The following is an 18,012-nucleotide window of genomic DNA, read 5'->3' on the forward strand; positions in this document are numbered from 1 at the left end:
AAAGAATGTTGGACTTTCGGTCGCTGTTATCCTCTGATTTCCTGATTAGAAACCGCATATAGCGGTCGAAATCTGAGGATAAAGGCGAACGCTGGCGCTCCTACAGTTCCAAATATTCCCTACGCTGCTCCATCACCGAAGTAATAAGTGCCACGTTATTTACCTACGTTTACAACTCGGTTACTTGGGTAGGGCAATAAAGAACTATCGGGTATGACTCTCCAATATTTAGAAACAAGTAATGTTCACAGCAGCAATATACAGTTTATGATCACAACACTTGTATTAGGCAAAAAAAGTCCGCCCCAAATAGGGCGGACTTTTTGTTGTTAAGACTATATCAGCCGGTATTCCGAAGACCGGCGGCAATGCCGTTGATGGTAAGCAATACTTCGCGAAGCAGCTCGCTATCATCTCCATCAATTTCACGGAGCGCTCTAAGCTCAGATAGCAATTGAACCTGCAGGTAGCTAAGCGGATCAACGTATGGATTGCGGAGTCTGATCGACTCTTGAATCACAGGAACGTTATCCAGAATATCCTGCTGGCCTGTAATCTTCAGGATCAGCTCAGAGGTCAGATTAAATTCATCTTCAATCTGGCCAAAGATCCGTTGACGTGCTTCCTCGTTCTTGCCCATGCTGGCGTATTCCTTAGCAATGATCAAGTCCGCTTTTGAAATAGCCATTTGCAGCGTATCTATCAGTGTAGTAAAGAATGAGAAGTTCTCATACATATGTTGCATTATCTTCAGATTCTCTTCCTTACCCTCATAGAAACTCTGCAGTCCGGTTCCAGCAGCGTACCAGGCTGGGAGCAAATAACGGCTTTGTGTCCATGCAAATACCCAAGGAATTGCACGCAGATCTTCAAAACGGTCGCTGTTTTTCCGTTTGGAAGGACGGGAACCGATATTAAGCTCTCCAACCTCAGGCAGAGGTGTTGATTCTTTGAAATAAGTCAGGAAATCCGGATCACGGAAGATCAAATCCTGATATTTGTTCAGCGAGACCTCAGAAATACGGGCAACAATCTCTTCCCATTTCTCTTCATAAAGATCCGCTTGTGGCACTCTCGCACTAATTGCTGCTGTTACAAGCGCAGATGTCGCTTGCTCCAGACTGCGGTAAGCAATTCCTTGCATGGAGTAACGGGAGGAGATTACTTCTCCCTGCTCGGTAATCTTAATCCCGCCGCCAATTGTCGAAGCAGGCTGAGCAAGAATACTGCGGTTAAGTGGCATACCCCCGCGGCCGAGCGCTCCACCACGACCATGGAAGAACTTCAGCTTGATTCCGAACTTATCCGCTGTCGCTGTAATTTCTTTTAGGGCAACACGCAGTTCCCAGTTAGCAGTAACCACGCCGCCATCTTTATTACTATCTGAATATCCAAGCATGATTTCCTGCAAATCATTCATTGCTCTTACCGCATCACGGTAGATCGGCATATTGAGCAGTGTGTTCATAATTTGCGGTGCTTCATGCAAGTCATCAATCGTTTCAAAAAGTGGCACAGCTTGCAGGGTACATACAACTGTACCGTCGTTATCCTTGCGGAATAGTCCTACCTCTTTGGCGAAGACCATAACCTCCAGAATATCACTCGCAGCTTCAGCCATACTGATCAGATAACTGGTGATACATTGTTTGCCGTACTCTTCCTGCGATGCGAAGATCGTCCGGTAAACCGCCAGACACTCCTCTGTACTTTCAGTATACGTCTGGTAAGAAGAGGTCAACGGACGTGGATCATTCAGCAATTTCTCCAGCAGATCAATCTTCTCGATCTCCGTCAACTTAGAGTAGTCCGGCGAAATGTTCATCTTCGCCAAAATTTCTGTCATGGCATTCTCATGTTCTTGACTGTGTTGACGCACGTCAAGAGTTGCCGTATGGAATCCGAACAGCTCCACTTGGCGGATTAGCTTTTTAATATAAGTATCGGCCACATAGTCGGCGTAGTGATGCCGTAGACTGCGGTCAATGACATTCAAATCATCTATGAACTCCTCAGGTGTAGCATAACGCTCAGGAGTATCTTTTTTCTCATCATCTAAAACATTTTGTGTCTTAGAGATCATGTAGCTAAGCTTGATACGGTAAGGTTCATTGTCATTGCGCCATTCTTCCATCTTGCCTAGGTTAATGATCTGACGATCAGCTTCGATGGATTCTACTAGCTCAGGCGTCACTTTAACAATACTTGTGCTAAAGCTTAGATATTTCATGAGTTCACGCATAATACGCTGATATTCACGAATGGCCAGCTTACGCTGCATGCGTAAAGTCTGCGCAGTGACTGTTGAGGTTACCGAAGGGTTACCATCACGGTCTCCGCCAATCCATGATCCAAAACGCAAGTAGGTTGGCACATGCCAATTCTGTCCTGGATAATATTTGCTCAGACAGCGTTCAAGCTCTTGATACACGTCAGGCAATACATGGAAAATCGTCTCATGAAAATAGTACATTCCATTACGCACTTCATCGAGTACTGTAGGCTTGCGGTCACGCAGCTCATCCGTTTGCCAAAGCGTAATCACTTCATTCAATAACTTCTCGCGAAGCTGTTCACGTTCACGGAAAGTTAAAGTAGGGTTATCAAGACCCATAACATCATCGGATATCCGTTTATGAATATCGAGAATCGCACGGCGCATAGCTTCCGTTGGATGTGCCGTCATTACAAGTTCCAGAGACAATCCTTCAATAATCTCGTTGACTTCCTCATGAGAGAAATCACGTTCACGAAGCTCTTGAATAGCGCTTTCTATAGAACCGGGTTGTACTGTCTCCCCAGCTGAACGTTCATAGTCACGTTTACGGCGAATCCGGTGGTTCTGTTCGGCAATATTCACCAATTGAAAATAAATGGCGAACGCTCTTATTACCTGATGACGGTTCTCCGGATCCAAAGAATTGATTAACTCCTTAAATTCACTATGCAGTTCAGGTAAAAATAGTGAGCGTAGCGATTTACTGGTCTCGCGGATCTTCTCCACGATCTCTAGCAGTTCGTTACCGCCTTGGTGAACCAAGACCTCTCCTAAAATGTTCCCCAAGAACCGTACGTCCCGTCGCAGCAGATTGTTAGAGTTGCTTTTGCTGACGGTAGTCGTAAGTTCGGTCATGCTGCTCCCCCCATTCTCTTCCGGATCAATGTGTTAAGTTTGTCTGTCTAAATATCGTCTATTAAAGCTTCCTCATATCATACAATAAAACCGTTTGAAAATCTGCAACTTTTTTGTGCTGTAAAGCGACACAGCACCTAAGATTATACACCAATTTCTGAATTTATACAGTCCTTATATTTTATGTATTCTTTCATATATATAATGGCTCTATCGTATATTCTCTATGTATGCTTATATTCGGATTGTACGGAGCTGATCAATGAACAGTCCAATTAAAGGAGAATAATGGCGATCACGGTTATACGAATAATAAATATGTCTTTCAAAATTATAATCCGGAATGGCTCGGATTAGCAATCTTCCTCTGGCTACCTCGTCCTCCACAGCAAGGCGTGAAATAAATGAAACATGTTGTCCACTCATGAGCGATTGCTTAATTGCCTCCAGTGAATCGAGCAAAATATGCGGTTTTGATTCTTTTCCCTCTCGTTCAAACCATTTATCCGTCAACTGGCGTGTGCTTGATTCCTTGTCATGTAAAATAAAGCTCGCTGAAGCAATCATCGCTGAGTTTAAATTAGAAAATCCGGCAAAATCATGTGTAGGTGCAAAAACAAGGACAAGCTCATCCTCACATAAGGCTTGAGTATGCAGATCAGGCAGATAAAAAGATTCCGTAGACAAAATACCAAGATCAATCTCATGACTGGCAAGCATTTCTTTGATCACCGGTGAAGGCTTAACCGATAAAGAAATGGTAATCCCCGGATGCTGTTCGCCAAACTGCCCCAATATTTGTGGAAGAATATAAGTAGCTGGAACATAACTGGCGCCAATTTTCAGTGTCCCCCGACCTGCCTGACTGAACTCTTTTACCACCCGCTCCGCTTCCGCAGCAAGCGCATTGATTTTGATCGCATAATGAAGAAAAGCTTTGCCACTCTCCGTAAGAATCATTTTATCCATTCTGGATTCAAATAACTTCTCCCCCAATTGCTGCTCTAAATTCTTCAAATGATACGTAACGGTGGGCTGCTTTAGTCCGAGTTTATCTGCTACCGTGGTAATTTTTTTATGTTTATTCAGCAGTTCTACAATTTCCAGCTTCATTAGATTAAGGTTCATTCTCTTCCACTCCCTCGCCTTTTCCTAAACGGTAACATAGAAGAATTCTATGAATGTTAAAATAAATCGGCAAAAAAGTTAATATCACAGTTACATTCAGCAAATATAGCGGGAATTCTTTACCTTTACACTAAGAACAAGCTTAAGAACAGGCAGGTAGATAGAATGAAGGAAATTACAATCCACAGATTGGAAAAGAAATTCGGAGATGTGCATGCCTTGAAAGCTGCAGATCTAAAGATTCCCGCTGGAAGCTTTACGACATTACTCGGTCCTTCAGGTTGTGGAAAGACGACACTACTCCGTCTGATTGCTGGGCTGGAAACACCGGATGCAGGAGAAATTCTGATCGATGATGAGTTTATTTTTTCAGGCAGCAAAAGAATTAGCCACCCCATTCATCGCCGTAACTTTGGCATGGTTTTTCAAGATTTCGCCCTCTGGCCGCATCTGACTGTGTTCGAGAATGTAGCCTTCGGACTTCGAGCTTCCAAACAAAAAAAGAATTTACGGATTCGGGTACAGGAGGCGCTTCGATCGGTCAAGCTGGAGGGGCTGGAGCTGCGTTTTCCACATCAGCTGTCCGGTGGACAACAGCAGCGGGTTGCTTTTGCCAGAGCCGTAGTCATGCGCCCTCAGCTTGTATTATTCGATGAACCATTAAGTGCGCTGGATGCGGTCTTGCGAGATGAAATGAGGCTGGAGTTAATCTCCTTGGTGAAAAACATGGGCATTACAGCCCTGTATGTGACGCATGATCAAACCGAAGCGATGTCTATGTCAGATGAAGTAGTTGTAATGCAAGGTGGTACTATTTTACAAAGTGGATCTCCTGAGGACATTTATCGTAAACCGAGTCATCCTTTTGTAGCCCGCTTTATTGGTAAATCCAACTGGATCGTTCCGGATAAACAGATGCTGCGTCCAGAACATTTACGCTGGTCTCAGGAGAATGCTTCCTCTCTTCCTTTTACAGGGACTATTCAGCATGTGAGTTATATGGGGGATCGCTATGAGATCATTCTGGACATGGAGCACAATGGGACTTGGACCGCTTATCATGATCGGCGCCTACCTGTAGGGGAAAAGATTCAGCTGTACGCTTCAGAGCACCAGATCCATCATCTGAATTAAGCGTCCACTGCATGGAATGGCTCTATATGATGCTGTTCCATGCAGCAAGATGCACACAACAATATTAGGGAGGCAATTACATTGAATCAAATGAAAAAGACAAAAGGGTTAAGTTCACTTCTTCTAACAACTGCACTTGGTATTACTTTAGTAGGCTGCGGATCCTCGAACACCCCTGCGGCTAACGCAAGCAACAACCAAACCGATACTGCGGCGGCGACGCAAACTGAAGCCCCACAACCAACAGAAAAGACACTAAGCGGCAATCTTGTCGTTTACAGTGCAGGCCCTGAAGGTTTAGCCAATAAAATCAAAGACGGCTTTGAAGCCAAAACTGGCGTTAAGGTTGAAATGTTCCAAGGCACTACAGGAAAAATACTTGCCCGCATGGAAGCAGAAAAATCCAATCCGGTCGTTGATGTTGTTGTCCTCGCCTCTCTTCCGTCCATGCAAGGAATGAAAAACGACGGATTATTACTTCCATATAAAGAAGCGATTAATGCAGACAAGCTGGTTAGCGATTGGTCAGATATAGATGAAGGTAACTATTTCAGTTACAGTGCATCCGCACTCGGTATTGTCTACAATACCAAAAAAGTAAGCTCACCGCCGACCTCCTGGGATGACCTCAGCAAAGCGGAATGGAAGGGTGCAGTTAATATCCCCGATCCTTCACTTTCCGGCTCGGCTCTTGATTTCATGACTGGGTATTTAAGTGCTAAGGGGGACAGTGGCTGGGATCTTTTTAAACAATATAAAAGCAATGAAGTAGCTATGGCAGGCGCCAATCAAGAGGCACTTGATCCGGTGATTACCGGTGCTAAATCCGTCGTTGCTGCTGGCGTAGATTACATGGCTTATAAAGCAAAAGCTGACGGAGAACCTGTAGATATCGTCTATCCTGCTGAAGGAACAGTGATCAGCCCCCGCCCAGCTGCGATCATTAAGACAAGCCCAAATGTAGATAACGCTAAGGCTTTTATCGACTACCTTCTCTCCGATGAAGCGCAAGCCCTTGTTGCCAAAGCCTATTTGCTGCCAGGCAGAACTGACGTGAAGGCAGAAAATCGTGCCAATCTTGAAGAAATCAAAACATTTGATGTGAATTGGGAATGGATGAATGAGCACAGCGATGAAGTTTCCTCGACCTTCACACAAATTTTTAAATAAGCGTAATGAATACTAACTCTTTGCGCTCATTTAAATGGGTGAGCGGTGGACTGGCTTTATTTATACTAACCGTGCTCGTGCTGCTGCCACTCCTGCTCATTTTCTGGACCAGTATTTATCCAGAGGGGCATCTCGACATAGCCGCACCACTACGAACCATTATGGCGAGCAATGACCTAGTAGAGGTGCTGCTGAATTCTATCGGGCTTGGGGTAAGCGTTATTCTGCTAACTACGTTGTTTGCGCTGCCTCTAGCCTGGATTATGGCAAAAACCGACTTAGGGCGCCACAACTGGCTGGATGTCGTGCTGTTAATTCCATTTATGACGCCGCCTTACATTGGTTCTATGGGCTGGATGTTGTTTATGCAGACGGGTGGGTATATGGAGCAGTTTCTGCCCTCCTCCTCCGTGTTGACACCGTATTTCTTTAGTTATGGGGGTATGGTGCTGATCATGAGCCTTCATCTGTTCCCTTTCTTGTATTTGCTGCTGCGCAATGCGCTTTTGCAGATCGGGGGCAATCTGGAGGAAGCAGCCTCGGTTCACGGCGCCCCCTTCTTTTACAGATTTAAAAGAGTGATTATTCCTTTACTGCTCTCTAGCTATGGGCTTGGAGCACTGCTCATCTTCGTCAAAACCATTGCTGAATTCGGTACCCCTGCGACCTTTGGCCGCAGGATCGGCTTTTACGTGCTGACCTCTGAGATCCATAAATATATCTCCAGTTGGCCGATTGATTTTGGTAAGGCTACTTCACTAGCCTCCTTGCTGCTCGGAGTTTGTCTTGTCATGTGGTACATCCAAACTATAATTAGCAGCCGCTACTCTTACCGTCTGATCGGTGGAAAAGGAACTCGTACTAAACGTTATAAGAGTACAGGCATCGTAGGGTTTCTTAGCTGGGGTTATGTTCTTCTATTGCTTCTGGCATCCATCGGCATTCCTTATTTCTCTATCATAACAGCCTCATTATTGAAGCTTCGGGGAGAAGGTGTATCCTGGAGCAATCTAACCTTAAAACATTATGCAGAGCTGTTATCCCCGGGTTCGCAAGGACTTGAGGCCTTATTAAATAGCTTCACATTAGCTATCGTTGCTTCCAGTATCGCTGTTATTCTGGGGACTTGGTTTGCCTTAACGGTAGGAAAAGGGGCTACATTCAAGCAGAAAATTACAGATTTATTCAGCTTGCTTCCAAATACAGTCCCTGGAATTGTAATTGTAGTAGGGCTAATTCTGCTGTGGAATGCCCGCTGGATGCCTATCCCGCTCTATAATACCTACTGGATGGTTGTACTGACTTATGTCGTACTTTTCCTTCCTTATACTGTTCAGTATGTAAAAGCAAGCTATGGGCAAATCGATTCCTCTCTCATGCAAGCGGGACAAGTATTCGGAGGTAGTAAGCTGTATGTGTTCCGCCGTATCCTGCTTCCCCTCATCCTTCCGGGGATGGTGGCTGGCTGGATGATGACCTTCACCATTTCCAATCGGGAACTGGTAGCCTCATTACTCATTCTTCCGCCTTCAATGCAGACCTCGGCAACCTATATTTTTGCCCAGTTTGAACAAGGTGCGGTAGCGATGGGGATGGCCATGGCTGTAATTTCAGTAGGTATCACCACCATACTACTATTAGTCTTAGAATATTTAAGCCCAGATAGAAAGCGGAGACAACAATGAGCAGACTAACGATTTGGGGAGGGGCCGGAGAGCATGGCCGTTCCTCCTATCTTTTGCAGGGCAAGGATTCACGAAATGGCATCCTGCTCGATTGTGGCGTAAAAAAAGAAGGCCCAGGGGAATACCCCCTACTTGATAAGGATATTATTCCACATTTGCAGGCAGTATTTCTGTCTCATGCTCATGAGGATCATTCCATAGCGCTGCCCTTACTTTATAAACACGGATACAGAGGGAAGGTATGGACTACTAGATCCACCTCATTACAGCTTCCTGATTATTTCGAGGCCTGGGATAAATATGTGGCGGCTCAATCCGCCCCGCTCCCCTATGAGGAAACGGATAAAGAAGCTATTCAATTCAAGTATTTAGAGGAGCATGTCTCCCCTCAAACTTGGCTGACGCTTGCGCCTAACCTTCGAGTTCAATGGGGACGTAGCGGGCATTTAGCAGGTTCGGTTTGGCTGGTTATCCAATGGGACGGAAAATTCATATATTTCTCGGGGGATTATACAGAGGAGTCGCAGCTGCTCACGGCAGACACCCCAGCAATTATGGAAGCCGAAGCTAAAAATGTGGCTGATCTGTCCATTATCGATGCCGCTTATGGGGCTGATCCTGATGAGCAGCTTGTAAAATTACAGCAATTAGAGATAGCCATCCATAACACCTTGCAAAAAGGGGGCTCAGTCCTCCTTCCTGTGCCTATCCATGGCAGAAGCCAGGAATTGGTCGTATGGGCAAATGAATGTTTTCCAGATCATCAATTGATCGTTGAAGAAGTACTCGTCGCTCCTTTACGAGCATTAAGCGACAAGGTGGAATGGCTGAAAGAGGACGCTATTCAGCGTGTAAATGCGCTTTTTAACAGAAAAAACTTGTGTGTTGTATCTAATTCGGACGAACGCGCGAAGGCAATGCTGAATCTTAAGGGAGCTATCGTATTCACCAATGACGGGATGATGCAGTCGGCAAAAGCACAAGAATACTTTCAGCAACTCTCTGTTTCTCCAGACAACCATGTGATTTTTACGGGACATTTAGCGGCCGGAAGCTTTGGACATCGTCTTGTTGAGCAAGCTATGATCGGAGAATCTAGCAGCGTACGCTGTACAGTCTCACTTATCCGCTATAAAGTCCATCAAGGTTTGCCGGACATTCGCAAAATGCTCCAAACGATTCCCAGCCACCGGACAGTGCTCGTCCATGCTCCCAAACCACATATCGACCAAGTAGCTTCTATATTAAAAGGAGAAGGTTTCACAGGACTATATTCTTTACAACCCGGCAGCACGCTTTCGTTCTGAAACTTATTTATGTAATATCATGAGAAAAACAATGGGGCTCTTCCTTAGGTCTTTTTCAGACTTTTTGGAACAGCCCTTTTTATAATTCGTACCTATTATCCACTTACCCTTTCGTCGTGCCCGGGCGATCCTTAAAAGCTAGCTCAAACAACCCGGTTGCAGATAAGCCTGCAAGACCCCCAGCCCAAAGGCGAAGCACTAAATCAAGTTCAGTAAAAGGATACGCTACTACGCCGATGAACAAACCTATCAATAGTCCGATAATCGGTACTGCATTACGCGGGATGTTGATACTATTTTTGACCAACTGAACCAGTGCCAGTACGAATACTGCTAATATAGAGGCGAACGCCATAACATCATCTAAAATTGTTCCAGTTTCCATCCTTTTCCCTCCTTAGTGGCTACTTATAATCTCAACCGTTCGAGTCGCAGAATCATAACCTACCTGAGCACCCAGCGCTTCTGCAATAACACGTACAGGGACGTAGGTGATGCCTTTTTCAAGCACTCCATCTGCAACCTTAACCCCATTAACCTTTACGACAGCAATAACATCACTCTTCAATTCTTCCTCCTCCTTCCGATTGATGACCTTATACGCTGACTCAACCGCAGATGTTGAGGGTTTTGTCCCTGCTCGTAACTGTGTGAGTGTTAACCCAAACGCCATTTGAAAATGGGGGTAATCCTTGAAGCTTGTCCAGTCGCCTCCCCACTCGAAGCCCAGCCCTTTTGCCTCCTTCACAACCTCCAGCCAATCTGCGATCTGGTTGTTATTGCCGTCCCGGCACATATCCCATGACACACTCGATCCATTCGGCAGCAAAAGAGCAAAATCTACGGCCAATCCAAAATTGTGATAGCTATATCCGCCACGTGCATTGGTTACAATCGCTCCGGGCTTAGTGCGCCCTTGTGCATATAGAGCATCCTGCTCGGCAATTGTGCGAAGTCCCTGCGTAATGAGAATGGGGATGTTGAGTTTGTAACAACGTTCGATTAGAGCAGTAGCAGCGGAACGAACTACGGGGTGTAGGCCTGTTAGGTGTTGGGCTGATTTATTTTTCACCTGAGTTATTGTCAGCATGAAGTTCCTCTTTTCTGTCTATCTTTTTCAGATAAATAAATTGGTCGTATTTCCCGGAACGTGTCAGTATCGCTAATATGATAATTCCACCAGTTGTACCGAATTGGGCAATAGCCCAGCTATAATGAAGCCAAGTCAGCCCTGTTGCCATGTCCACTCCTAGTAATTCTGCCAAACGGAATAGTAGAACGATTAGCATATTGAATGTATAAGCCAATAAGAAAAAAAGCATAGCCAGCATAAACACGCTGACCACACCTTTTTGGAATCTTTCGTAAAAATATTGCCTGTGGCGATGAATAATGTATATTCCGCAGGCCGTAGTAGTGCCATATAGCACCAATAATAAAAATTCAATCATGTGCATCATGATCCCCTCGATCATAAACTAAATATTTGGCGAACCGGTTACGATCAATCTCCTCCTGAATTTCCTGCGAGACATTTTTATAATGACTTATGGTCAGTGTAACGCTGGTAGAGGCTCTGCGGAGCTCCATCTCTTTATCAACATGCCGGGGGAGAAGCAGCCGCCGAATCCATTGTGACAGCATTCCTAACTCCCCCTGTCTTCCGTATGGTCAATCTTCAGTTTCTTTAAGACGTCCAGTGTGGGCTGCATAAACTCCGAGCGCTCCTTATCCAAAATCGCTTGCAGACGATCCCGATCCTCCTCTGCCCGATCCAGCATTTCTCGCGGTACAAGGTTCCCTTTGACAATCGCACGCAATAACACCATCAGTACGATCATCAAAATGAAAGCAACAATATAAGCCAGCCCATACTTATCTGCCAGCGGCAGCAGCTTCTCCAATTGCGCAATATCCCCTTCGCCCATTCGTCTGCTCCTTTCTGTAATGATGTTGATGCGTAATAGCCCCCGGCACCACCGAGGGCACAAAAAAACACGCTCCTGTGTGGATGCGTGCTAATTATTTGGCTGATGAAGCTTGCTCAGTCGAATCGTTTTCAGCAAAATGAATATCTGATCGTTTCTCGATAATCTGATCCTTAACCAAAATCTCATTATCCGGCTGCATGTTATAGGAAGAAATGATATTCTCTATCGGACCCTCCTCACGATCAAAACGAGTGATGCAGGCATTGGCCATCAAGCGGAGTTTGGCGGCTGTCAATGAATCCATTGTCATGATTACAACTCACCTCCTTTTGGGTTTATATGCTGAGTAATTCAGCCATAATGACTTCGACATCTTGAAGCCTGTCTTGCAAAGTAGTATTCTCAGCACGGAGTTGCTCGAATTCGCTTAATTCTGGTGGTTTGTTAGCTTCTGCTTCTAGATATGCTTCCCACGCGGCTTCAAGCTCCGCTTCCGTTGGTTGCGGGGCAGCTAGGTTCCAGGCCGCGATGTATGGGCCACGTTCCTCTATTTCATAATCTACGCCCTCTTCTAACTCTTCGAGGTGTGCTGGACGAAGTATATAATGTACGCCTTCTATCCAATCTGCCTCTTCCGTAGTCTCACCAGGCGTCTGTATATGCTTCGTAAGCAAAGGTTCTTTAAGATAATTTACTATTGGGCCGTCGTCTCTCAAAGTGAAATCGACTCCCAACTGACTATCCGGAAATAGAAATAGCAAGTTCTTCATTAAATCCATATTTTAGTCACCTCCATTAGTTATGCAACTCTCGCAAGAGTGGCATATGTGTACTGAGAAGCCCATGAAACATTTGAATTGTGAAGAGCAACGGCATAGATATGAACACGGTCTCCTGGATTTAAAACCAAGGTAGTATTACCATTAAGGGTACAGCCCATAAGTGCAGTTGTGATAGCCCCCTCGCTCAATGTACAGTTTAGAACTCCGTTTATATAGATCTTAGTTGCAACACCGCTTGTAACACTCGTCGTAATCCCAAATCCAACCCGAACAGATAATTCATAAATCCCTCTCTCGGGCGCATAGAAACCGCCTTGTGAAGGTTCAGCTACTCCCTTCTGACTCATGTGCACACCGTTAAAAATAAGTTTTTTATCTACACCGGCAGTTAAAGGTACATCGCCACCGGCATCCATATACATTGCTGCAAAGGGGCGTGTATCAATCGTGTTATCTCCCCATGGGTTAAGTACACCCCAAGTTATGATACCTGCGTCAATCTGTTCATTTGTTGTGCCCGCGGGCTGACCGTCTTTTTTTGTTATTGTGCCACCGTCGTATGCTGAAAGTCCAATAGTATTTGAGGTCCCAAAACTATTTCTGGATATTACCGTTGATCCTTGGTTACTGACGATGCCTGCAGTACGATTAGAAGCTTCACAGCCGTAAAGTCGCAAACCAGAATGGTTACTGGCCTCGAATCCTCCAACGGAGTTTGTCTTGCCATCTGCTGATATACGGCAATATAGCATCTGAATAAATATCGAGTTATTAATAAGAAATCCGACTCTCGTTGTAGAAGTTGCACTGAATCCAGTTACAACTACTTGATTACTAACACCATAAAAGGTCATACTTTTAACCTTGAAGTTTGCGGCCGTCTCGTAGCTTGTTCCGCCGTTAAGCCATACTTCGGTGCCACCACTCATATCTGCAAAAGAGATATCTTCGGCGTACGTACCGGCAGCGACATTGATAGTGACGCTATGAAGAACATGTTTAGAAATACTGTTAATCGCCTTTTGTATAGTCCTAAATGCCCCACCCGCCGTATTCACCAATCCCGTATTATTATCATTCCCGTCCGTCCGTACGTAGTACGTAATATCTGCTGTCGTCTGCTGCGGAGTAGTAACCAACGGCGCCTTACCATTCAACTGCCCCTGAATCCCACTAGTTACCCCATCCAAGTACCCAAACTCTGCATTAGAGACCACTCCCGTTCCAATCTTCGAAGCCTCAATTCCGGCTGAAGCATTAACATCGGCGTTTACAATCACCCCAGCCGCAATTGCGGTCCCCCCGTCACCAGTACTTATAACATCCCCCGTGTGATTAGGATGCACATAATTATTCGCTCCTGTTGCAATCCCCGCCAGCTTTGTTTTCTCAGCTGCGGTGTAGTCGTTCGTAGATAGCTGTTTGCCTGTTACTTTATCGACCTTGCCATTAACGGCATTGTCCAAAATGTCCATATTCCCGTTCAGATCGGCAATATCAACGATATCTGTTCCCTCTGGCTTTTTTAAGCCCAAATTTCCTGTGGTTTGCATATGTCACTCTCCTATCTATAAGTTCTTAATTCGTTCCATGTTTTACTGTGAGCACTCTCCCAAGTCAAAGCCTTAACAGAGTCCCACCAGGTATAGCTGAACACAAATTCATAAGCTAAATGCGCAGGTTTAATCTCTTCGATGATTTGAATCAACCCTGCCATATTTGGAGGAATCCCCAGTGTACTCACAAAATGAATCTCAAAACGGTACTCCTCAGGCACTTCCTTTACTTCAACCACTCCACCTGAAAAAGCTGACGCCGTCCGCTGAATCATCTCCGGTGTGGTCGTCCCATTTCCACGCAGCTTTGCCTTAATCATCTCTCGGCGTGTGGCATATGACTTGGATGAATCGATATTTAGTCCAAGCTCAGCTTCCCATCGTCCAAGGCTCACCGTTGCCGTTTCAACAAAAGCCTGATCCAGTACGTCTATAGTGCCCAGCTTCAGTCCACCAATTTCTAGCCCGATGGTCTCCTGAAGCTTCTCCATTTCGCGGACATCCTTATAATAGTCCGGCAAATACTGCATTAGATCAGGCGCCTCGACTTCACCCGGATGGCTCGAATCTTTATCTGCGGAATATTGCAATTCGCTGTATAAAGAGCTGCCGTAACTCATCCTCTACACCCCCTTCAGTTGATTCCAGGTTAGGGGGCCTTTGGGCAAATAATCATGTGTATGCGCCGCCGGAGGAAATACCACTGGTTTACCTGCTACCCCCGCCCAAGCTACACTATCCGCTTGTTGCGCAAAATCCACCTTGCCATTGTTATTCGTATCGTAAATGCTTTTCAGCATATCCCCGGTACTCTGCGCGGCTACCAGCAAGACATTACCAGCGGCAGAACCAATGTACAGCTTGCCACTGTCTGTACAATACCCAAGCTCACCAATAGCCAGCGCTCCAATGGCGCTTTCCAAGCCGCGGCGTATTTGAATCAATGTTTTTAGAGCCATTGTCCCGCCCCCTAGAATGTTCCGCCATCAATACTGGCTACGGTAAGTCTATTGCCATTCGCTGCATCATAAATGATGCTGCTTCCATCCACACTTACAACTACACCGGATCCATCTACGGTGATCCCTTTTCCTGCCGTAACCGCAATCGCGTCTGCAGTAACCGTGATTCCATTGCCTGCACCAATATTGAGTGTCACAACATCGGCCTGACCCCCACCAATTAGCCCGTTCCCAGCTGTAATGGTCTGTAGTGCACCACCGGTACGTACCCATGCGCTGCCGTTCCAGCTATAAATCTTCTGCTCATCATCGACGTAAGCGGTCCAACCGACGGCAGGAACATAAAATACCCAAGCGGCAGATTGGTATTCAACAATTTGATTCGTTTTGCCCGCCCATGCCCCGGTTGCCCCTGCTGGAATAATATATCGATCCCCCTCAACCGGACTGGCAGGTGGAGCCAGCAGGTTCTGGTCTTTTACCGACGCTTGCGGTTCGATGTTATGCTTAGCCAGCTCAATTTCATTTTTAATCTTCTGCGCAGACCACAAGTCTGTAATCGTAGTCCCTGTATCATTGATTGTCCGGTGCTTGGCCACATCATCAATGTGAGTCTTGATCTCAGCGGCAGTCTTTACGTTTGTGCCATCCGATACTTTATTGATATGTCCCGCACTAATATCCGCTTTAAGCACCTTCGCATAGGTTGCTCCATCAGCGATATCATCAATTGTACCTGTCAGATCGGTAAGCTTCTGCGCATTCACCCGCCGCCAAGCTGCCCCATCATCAAAATATAAATATCCGCTATTCGAACCCGTAGTCACGTAATACAAACGACCAACGGATCCTGCAACCGGACGCGAAGCTTCTGGCCCTGACAGCGCCCTGCCGACCATGGAATTGGACGTGCCGTCACCAATATAAACTTCCTTAGTATCACTGCAAAAACCAAGCTCGCCTGCCTTCAACACGCCATAACTCGTTAGCTCAGCCTTTGTACCCCGCTTTATTTGTATGGTCTGTGCCATTTTACACCTCTCTTCTAAATGATCCTCCGTCAATCTGGCCCTTGTTCTTATAACGCTCTATTTCAGTCTGGACAGCAGTAAGACTCACCTGCAAACCGTTAATATCCTCTGCTTCAACCGTATCGCCGGGAGTTTCGTAAGTCACATATACCTCAGGCACATCGGCAAAAATCTTAATCAACCGCCGCCAGGGCGCCTCATCCGGAAAAGACACAGTGAAATTGCGTAGCTCGATCCCGGAATACTGTGACCCTGTGTACACCGCAATGGTCTGATTATTAATATTGTCATGCGCTAGAAGACCACTATAAACGCCATTTACAAGCGGTAATCTCTCTTCGATAACATAACTGCTACCGTTTGCTTTTTTATTAAGTTTTTCTTGAAAAATATCAATTTGCTCTGGATAACCCATGCTACACCTCCAGTAGAACGTTGCCGAACAACGGTACTTCTTCTTCGTTCAACATCACATTGCCCGCTCCACTGTTCAACTTCAGCTCTGTGTAATCCGCAACTCCTTCAGTAGCAAGCAATAATGCCCCGATGACAGACTGACTGATATAGGTTGCTGAAAAAGCCTTCTCCTTGCGATATTTCTCAAGCATCACCTGAAAGCCTTGGTTTACAGCTTGCAGAGCATAGCCAGAAGCAAGGGTTACCTTGGCGCTTATACTGATGTTTTTGCCCGCAGCCGGCGCCACGGTCACAACAGCCCCTACCGGTGCTTGTCCCTCACCCGCTCCTGAGACCGGATCAATGTATTGCTGCACCTGAGCCGCCAACAGCTCGGATGCTGGTTTTTTTTCGGCGTCCACAATAATCACCTTCACAGTTTTAGGACCTTTCCATAATGGAAAAACACGTGCGCCTCCCACACCCGGAACTTGCAGTGCCCACTCCATATAGTGATATTTATTTCCGCTAGTAGCTGGGCGTCTGGCTGAATCCAAATAACGCTGGCGTAGCGCATCATCCGTTTCAATGTCCTCCCCAGGGATCAGAAGAGAAGCTATTTCTCCGCGCGCTAGGTCTGAGATATAATCCACTGGTAGTAAAGAGCCAAAATATCGATTTCCTTCTTCTCCAGCGGTTTCACTTTCCAAGCGATACACTCCAGGAGATAACTTCTCTACAGCCGTATAATTCAGCATTTCGAGTGAGAAGCGGCTGCCGAGTGGAACATCTAACAATCCTCCATCCGCCTTATAAAAAATCCCTTTCAGCTGCGCCTTGCTAGCTTCACGCCTTACAATGCCTGACCAGGAGATACTTCGCTCTAAGTACTCTCCGGTAGCCGTATCTGCAAAATACAGATTATTATTCACATCCAGCTCAATATACATCTGTGCCAACTCAGCGGCTGCTGGAGCCAACGCGTCATAAATGATGCTGCCCTCGCGTTTATCCAATCCTGATGGAATCCGGTCCAACATCCGCTCCAAAAGAGCCTCATACGTCTGATCCTCATACATCCTCATTCCACTCCTTTCTCAGCTGAAAATTTCCGTAACGTGTGACGACTTTACAGTCAAAAGTTAGATTATCTCCGGTAAACGAAACAACAATATTTTCTAAGCTAAGTATTCGTTCATCCTGAAGTAGTGCCTCACTAACGATACGTCTGATTTCAGCTCTAACCAGCAGCCGGTCCCTACCAAGCACCAACCGCCACTCTGTTCCGTAATCAGAACTGTAAATCAGATGTTCAAACCGATCGGTTCGCAAAATTTTTGCCGCTGCCTGTTGAACTGCTTCTAGTCCATCCGTTTGGCCTGTAATCCTTTTTCTCTCCCAATCCATTCGGTACGTAAGACTAGGGCTTTCCCCACGCTCAAGGTTGACCTCCCCCTCAAGCAAGGCCGTTATCGGTCCAGCTTTTCCAATCGCCGGGATCATATCGGGCTCACCAGCCGATCCAGAACAATGTAGCTTTGTCCGCCCTGCATTCGAACCATTAATACGCGGTCCCCACTCGCTAATCCTCGCCGAAGTATTACTTCTTTGCCCTCGATATCGATCTTGCTTTCCATTACCGATTCAGGCAGCACTAACGCATTCCCCGATAAAATAAACCGCTGATCCACCTGGATCTGCAAAGGAGCTGCCTCCGTTACCGTTCCATAAGAAAAAGCCACGGGATTTGTACTTCCCACGGCTCCTAGACTTGCTTTTTTAATAATATCTAACATC

The 18,012-nt window shown here is 45.9% G+C and carries 21 protein-coding genes; 4 read left to right on the plus strand and 17 right to left on the minus strand.

The features are described from left to right. Window positions 1-340: 340 nt before the first annotated feature. Window positions 341-3,133, minus strand: a complete 2,793-nt coding sequence (gene ppc / locus NSQ55_RS26955; protein ID WP_038573414.1) for a phosphoenolpyruvate carboxylase — start codon at window positions 3,131-3,133, stop codon at window positions 341-343. Window positions 3,134-3,367: 234 nt separating this feature from the next. After that, a complete protein-coding gene (locus NSQ55_RS26960) occupies window positions 3,368-4,261 on the minus strand; it encodes a LysR family transcriptional regulator (protein WP_339169921.1) in 894 nt (297 codons plus the stop codon). 165 nt (window positions 4,262-4,426) lie between these two features. Between NSQ55_RS26960 and NSQ55_RS26965 the strand changes: the two genes are divergently transcribed. The 4 genes from NSQ55_RS26965 (at window position 4,427) to NSQ55_RS26980 (ending at window position 9,557) form a co-directional block, all read left to right on the plus strand. After that, window positions 4,427-5,395: an ABC transporter ATP-binding protein gene (locus NSQ55_RS26965; RefSeq protein WP_248549689.1), complete on the plus strand. Its 969-nt coding sequence runs from the start codon at window positions 4,427-4,429 to the stop codon at window positions 5,393-5,395. Window positions 5,396-5,485: 90 nt separating this feature from the next. After that, window positions 5,486-6,565, plus strand: coding sequence for an ABC transporter substrate-binding protein (locus NSQ55_RS26970; RefSeq protein ID WP_036681403.1), 1,080 nt, complete (start codon window positions 5,486-5,488; stop codon window positions 6,563-6,565). Window positions 6,566-6,570: 5 nt separating this feature from the next. After that, a complete protein-coding gene (locus NSQ55_RS26975) occupies window positions 6,571-8,250 on the plus strand; it encodes an iron ABC transporter permease (protein WP_076274762.1) in 1,680 nt (559 codons plus the stop codon). Then, the gene (locus tag NSQ55_RS26980) at window positions 8,247-9,557 is read left to right on the plus strand and encodes an MBL fold metallo-hydrolase (protein WP_076274761.1); all 1,311 of its coding nucleotides are present in this window, start codon (window positions 8,247-8,249) and stop codon (window positions 9,555-9,557) included. The genes NSQ55_RS26975 and NSQ55_RS26980 overlap by 4 nt, the downstream gene beginning before the upstream one ends. A 103-nt stretch (window positions 9,558-9,660) precedes the next feature. Here the strand turns inward: NSQ55_RS26980 and NSQ55_RS26985 are convergent, their stop codons facing one another. The 15 genes from NSQ55_RS26985 to NSQ55_RS27055 all read right to left on the minus strand — a co-directional run bounded on the left by NSQ55_RS26985 (window position 9,661) and on the right by NSQ55_RS27055 (window position 18,011). After that, entirely contained in the window at window positions 9,661-9,942 is a 282-nt protein-coding gene (locus NSQ55_RS26985; RefSeq protein WP_076099882.1) for a holin, read from the minus strand. Between the two features lie 12 nt (window positions 9,943-9,954). After that, window positions 9,955-10,647: a M15 family metallopeptidase gene (locus NSQ55_RS26990; RefSeq protein WP_339169927.1), complete on the minus strand. Its 693-nt coding sequence runs from the start codon at window positions 10,645-10,647 to the stop codon at window positions 9,955-9,957. Further along, window positions 10,619-11,008 (minus strand): hypothetical protein, encoded by a 390-nt coding sequence (locus tag NSQ55_RS26995; RefSeq protein ID WP_339169929.1) that lies wholly within the window; start codon window positions 11,006-11,008, stop codon window positions 10,619-10,621. The genes NSQ55_RS26990 and NSQ55_RS26995 overlap by 29 nt, the downstream gene beginning before the upstream one ends. Further along, on the minus strand, window positions 11,001-11,201 hold the full coding sequence (locus tag NSQ55_RS27000) for a hypothetical protein (RefSeq protein WP_036681274.1): 201 nt from the start codon (window positions 11,199-11,201) through the stop codon (window positions 11,001-11,003). Before NSQ55_RS27000 ends, NSQ55_RS26995 begins: the two co-directional genes overlap by 8 nt. A 2-nt stretch (window positions 11,202-11,203) precedes the next feature. Next, window positions 11,204-11,485, minus strand: a complete 282-nt coding sequence (locus NSQ55_RS27005) for a hypothetical protein (protein ID WP_036681272.1) — start codon at window positions 11,483-11,485, stop codon at window positions 11,204-11,206. Between the two features lie 94 nt (window positions 11,486-11,579). Next, on the minus strand, window positions 11,580-11,798 hold the full coding sequence (locus tag NSQ55_RS27010) for a hypothetical protein (protein ID WP_076186574.1): 219 nt from the start codon (window positions 11,796-11,798) through the stop codon (window positions 11,580-11,582). A 25-nt stretch (window positions 11,799-11,823) separates the two neighbouring features. Then, window positions 11,824-12,204, minus strand: a complete 381-nt coding sequence (locus NSQ55_RS27015; RefSeq protein ID WP_339169933.1) for an XkdW family protein — start codon at window positions 12,202-12,204, stop codon at window positions 11,824-11,826. A gap of 83 nt (window positions 12,205-12,287) precedes the next feature. Further along, window positions 12,288-13,823: a hypothetical protein gene (locus tag NSQ55_RS27020; RefSeq protein ID WP_339169934.1), complete on the minus strand. Its 1,536-nt coding sequence runs from the start codon at window positions 13,821-13,823 to the stop codon at window positions 12,288-12,290. 11 nt (window positions 13,824-13,834) lie between these two features. Beyond that, window positions 13,835-14,446, minus strand: coding sequence for a putative phage tail protein (locus NSQ55_RS27025; RefSeq protein WP_076186581.1), 612 nt, complete (start codon window positions 14,444-14,446; stop codon window positions 13,835-13,837). A gap of 3 nt (window positions 14,447-14,449) precedes the next feature. Next, a complete protein-coding gene (locus NSQ55_RS27030) occupies window positions 14,450-14,785 on the minus strand; it encodes a hypothetical protein (RefSeq protein ID WP_076099872.1) in 336 nt (111 codons plus the stop codon). Window positions 14,786-14,796: 11 nt separating this feature from the next. Beyond that, window positions 14,797-15,819, minus strand: a complete 1,023-nt coding sequence (locus NSQ55_RS27035) for a DUF2793 domain-containing protein (RefSeq protein WP_076303129.1) — start codon at window positions 15,817-15,819, stop codon at window positions 14,797-14,799. Window position 15,820: 1 nt separating this feature from the next. Then, window positions 15,821-16,234: a hypothetical protein gene (locus tag NSQ55_RS27040; protein WP_036681259.1), complete on the minus strand. Its 414-nt coding sequence runs from the start codon at window positions 16,232-16,234 to the stop codon at window positions 15,821-15,823. A 1-nt stretch (window position 16,235) separates the two neighbouring features. Next, window positions 16,236-17,294 (minus strand): baseplate J/gp47 family protein, encoded by a 1,059-nt coding sequence (locus NSQ55_RS27045; protein ID WP_036681258.1) that lies wholly within the window; start codon window positions 17,292-17,294, stop codon window positions 16,236-16,238. After that, window positions 17,287-17,718, minus strand: coding sequence for a DUF2634 domain-containing protein (locus NSQ55_RS27050; RefSeq protein WP_076186586.1), 432 nt, complete (start codon window positions 17,716-17,718; stop codon window positions 17,287-17,289). Before NSQ55_RS27050 ends, NSQ55_RS27045 begins: the two co-directional genes overlap by 8 nt. Further along, window positions 17,715-18,011 (minus strand): DUF2577 domain-containing protein, encoded by a 297-nt coding sequence (locus NSQ55_RS27055; RefSeq protein WP_076099903.1) that lies wholly within the window; start codon window positions 18,009-18,011, stop codon window positions 17,715-17,717. The genes NSQ55_RS27050 and NSQ55_RS27055 overlap by 4 nt, the downstream gene beginning before the upstream one ends. Window position 18,012 lies beyond the last annotated feature (1 nt).

The sequence above is a fragment of the Paenibacillus sp. FSL H7-0943 genome (assembly GCF_037963265.1).
Classification (GTDB): Bacteria; Bacillota; Bacilli; order Paenibacillales; family Paenibacillaceae; genus Paenibacillus_AQ; species Paenibacillus_AQ odorifer.